Source organism: Mycobacterium sp. (assembly GCF_032162105.1).
Classification (GTDB): Bacteria; Actinomycetota; Actinomycetes; order Mycobacteriales; family Mycobacteriaceae; genus Mycobacterium.
On sequence record NZ_JAVRPS010000544.1, the window covers coordinates 1 to 3,374 of the forward strand.

Consider the following 3,374-nt stretch of genomic DNA (forward strand, 5'->3'; position numbering starts at 1 on the left):
ACCGACGGGTCGCAGCGTGTCGGGCGTCAGGTCCGCCAATGTCTTGTAGCCGTCGATGCCCATGATCAGATCGGCCTCGGCGAGCAGTGACCGCAGCACGTGGACGACGCCGTCGACGCCACCGAGCACCATGCCGTAGGCATACGGCCTGCCGATGCCGACAGCCGTCGCGCCGAAGGCAAGGGCCTTGACGATGTCCGCGCCGCTGCGGATGCCGGAGTCGAACAACACCGGAACCCCGTCGGCTGCCTCGACGACACCAGGCAGGCAGTCGATCGCGGGCAGGCCACCATTGGCCTGCCTGCCGCCGTGGTTCGAGCAGTAGATCCCGTCTGCGCCGCCGTCGATGGCGCGGCGCGCGTCGTCGGGATGTTGGATCCCCTTGACCAGCAGCGGCAGTTTGGTCAGCGACCGCAGCCAGGGCAGGTCATCCCACGACAGCGAATTGCCGAACACCGAGATCCACCGCAATATCGCGGCCTGCGGATTCTCCTCCGGCGTCTGCGGCAGCGAGGCGCGGAAGACGGGGTCGCTGGTGTAGTTGGACAGGCATTTCCCCCGCAACTGCGGGAAGTTCGACGTCGACAGGTCACGCGGTCGCCAGCCGGGAACCCAGGTGTCGAGAGTGACGACCATCCCCTTGTACCCAGCCGCCTCCGCACGCTGCACCAGGCTGGCGGCCAGGTCGCGGTCCGTCGGGGTGTACAGCTGGAAGAAGCCAGGGGTGTCACCGAACTCGGCGGCGACCCGCTCGAGCGGGTCTTCGGTCAGCGTCGACACCACCATCGGCACCCCCGTGCGGGCGGCGGCGCGCGCCGCGGCCAGGTCGCCGTGACCGTCCTGCGCGCACAGGCCGATGACGCCGATCGGCGCCATGAACACCGGCGAAGGAAGGGTCAGTCCGAACAACTCGACGGACACGTCGCGTTCCTTGGCGCCGACGAACATTCGCGGCATCAGGCCCCATCGCTCGAACGCGGTGACGTTGACGCGCTGGGTGCGTTCGTCGCCCGCGCCGCCCGCGACGTAGGACCATAGCGACGGCGACATCGCCGCCTGCGCCTTGGCCTCGAGGTCGGCGAACGACATCGGCAGCGACGGCACGATGCCGGACAGGCCCTGCAGGTAGATCTCTAGCTGATAATCACCGAATGCCATGGCACCAAGCGTGCCAGCCCGGTGTCAACCCGCCGCTTGCGCCTCCTCCTTGGCGAGTTCGGCCTTCCACTGCCGGAACGTCTCCTCGGTGCGGCCGCGCCGCCAATAGCCGGAGATCGACGCCCATTTCGCGTCGACGCCGCGCACCTTGCGGATGTAGGGCCGCAGGTTGTGCATCACGGCCTGGGCTTCGCCGTGGATGAAGACCTGCGCCTGCCCCGGCAGCCAGGCCGACTCCTTCACCGCAGCGATCAGAGGCGCGTTGTCGCCTGCCTGCTCTTCGGGCACCAGGTCGGCCCGCCCACCGCGGTACACCCAGCGGACCTCGACGCCGTCGGGGGCCGACAATGGAACCTCGTCGTCCGGACCGCTGACTTCGATGAAGGCCTGCCCAATCGCGTTGGGCGGCAACGCCTCCAGCGCGGCGCTCAGCGCGGGCAGACCGGCTTCGTCGCCTGCCAGCAGGTGCCAGTCGGCGTCGGGGTCCGGTGAGTAGGCGCCACTCGGGCCCATCAGATAGGCAGGGTCGCCCGGCTGAACCGACGCCGCCCAGGGCCCGGCGACGCCGTGCTCGCCGTGCACCACGAAGTCGACGGTGATCTCACGGCGATCGGGATCGACGCGCCGGACGGTGTAGGTCCGCACCACCGGCCGCTGTTCCTCGGGGAGATCGTTGAAGCTGTCCAGCGTGAGCGGCTGGGGTAGCGCGGTGACGTCGACGTCGTCGCGCACGATGACGAACTTGACGTAGGAGTCGGCGAACTCACCGGGTTTGAAGGTGTCGAAGCCGCCGCCACCGAGCACCAACCGGATCATGTGCGGGGTGAGCTGCTCACTGCTGATCACCTGAAACGTGTGGACCGGACGTCCTGCCACGCGTACCTCCCAAAACAGTTAGTGGACCTCACCGACTATACGAGCTGGTGAGAGCGGGTAGTGGGCTACCGTTACCGGTCACTCATCGAACGAGCTTCCACAGACCGCCTGCGCGCGCCACTAGTCCCACCAACTCGAGCGACGCGAGCGGACCCAGTACCTGCGTGGGCGGCAGCCCGGCGGACACCGCGACCTCGTCGACGGTTCTGGCCCCGCGCGCGGGCAGCGCGTCGTAGACCAGGAGCTCGTGCTCGGTGAGCCCGTCGAGCGGCGAGCCCTGGTGGGAGGTGTCGGCAGCGAACTCGCCCATGCGGCCCACCAGTTCGACGATCTCATCGGCGCGGGTGACCAGATGTGCACCGTTGCGCACCAACACGTGACATCCCGCGGAGGCCGACGACGTCACCGGCCCTGGCACGGCGCACACCGGTCGACCCAGCGCCTCTGCCCATGCCGCGGTGCTGGCTGCGCCGCTGCGCAACCCGGCCTCCACCACGACGGTCGCTCCGCCGAATGCCGCGACCAGACGATTCCTGGTCAGGAAGCGATGTCGGGCCGGCCGCAGTCCCGGTGGATACTCACTGACGACCAGCCCGTGCGTGGCGATCCGGTGCAAGAGCGCGGAGTGACCGGCCGGATACGGCACGTCGACACCGCCTGCGAGCACGGCAACGGTCAGCCCGTCGGCCGCCAGCGCCGCCCGATGCGCCGCGCCGTCGATGCCGTAGGCGCCACCCGAAACCACCGCCACCTCCCGCTCCACCAACCCCGATGCGAGATCCGCCGCGACGTATTCGCCGTAGCCAGTCGAAGCGCGGGTCCCGACGAGCGCACAGCTGCGCGCCGCGAGATCGGCCAGATGCTCGGGCCCAACCGCCCACAGCACCAATGGCGGATGAGGTATCCGCGCAGCCACGTCGGCGAACGACGTGAACGCGACTCCCGACAGTTCGGCAGATCCACGAACGATCAGCCGACCGCCCAGTCGCGCAAGTACTGCGAGATCCTCTGCGGCGCGGTCGAAGTCGCGGCGGGCTTCACTGCGACTCGACAGCGGCTCGTCGACCTCGCCACGTCGGACGCGGTCAGCGGCCTCGACGGGTCCGACGTCGTCGACCAAGGCCGCCAGTTCGGGGCACGGAGGCTCGACGACCCGTGACAGATACGCCCAGGCATGAAGCTCGTTGGTCGTCATCGCGCAGCCCCCGCTTGCCGGAAGCTCAAGGCAGTGGTGACGTCGTCGCGGTTCGGCGACGACCGGCCGCCGAGATCGCTCAGACTCCACGCGACGCGCAACGTGCGATCCAGTCCCCTGATGCTCAACACACCCCGGTCCAGCG

The 3,374-nt window shown here is 69.0% G+C and carries 4 protein-coding genes; all 4 read right to left on the bottom strand.

What is annotated here, in order from left to right:
- Positions 1–1,158: lactate 2-monooxygenase (locus QOC69_RS27880; protein ID WP_526445762.1), on the bottom strand; the 1,158-nt coding region annotated here is incomplete at its 3' end.
- 24 nt (positions 1,159–1,182) lie between these two features.
- On the bottom strand, positions 1,183–2,034 hold the full coding sequence (locus QOC69_RS27885) for a siderophore-interacting protein (protein WP_526445763.1): 852 nt from the start codon (positions 2,032–2,034) through the stop codon (positions 1,183–1,185).
- Between the two features lie 82 nt (positions 2,035–2,116).
- Positions 2,117–3,229: a DNA-processing protein DprA gene (dprA, locus tag QOC69_RS27890; RefSeq protein WP_526445764.1), complete on the bottom strand. Its 1,113-nt coding sequence runs from the start codon at positions 3,227–3,229 to the stop codon at positions 2,117–2,119.
- The coding region (locus QOC69_RS27895; RefSeq protein WP_526445765.1) for a magnesium chelatase subunit ChlI family protein at positions 3,226–3,374 on the bottom strand (149 nt) is incomplete at its 5' end. The genes dprA and QOC69_RS27895, both read right to left, overlap by 4 nt.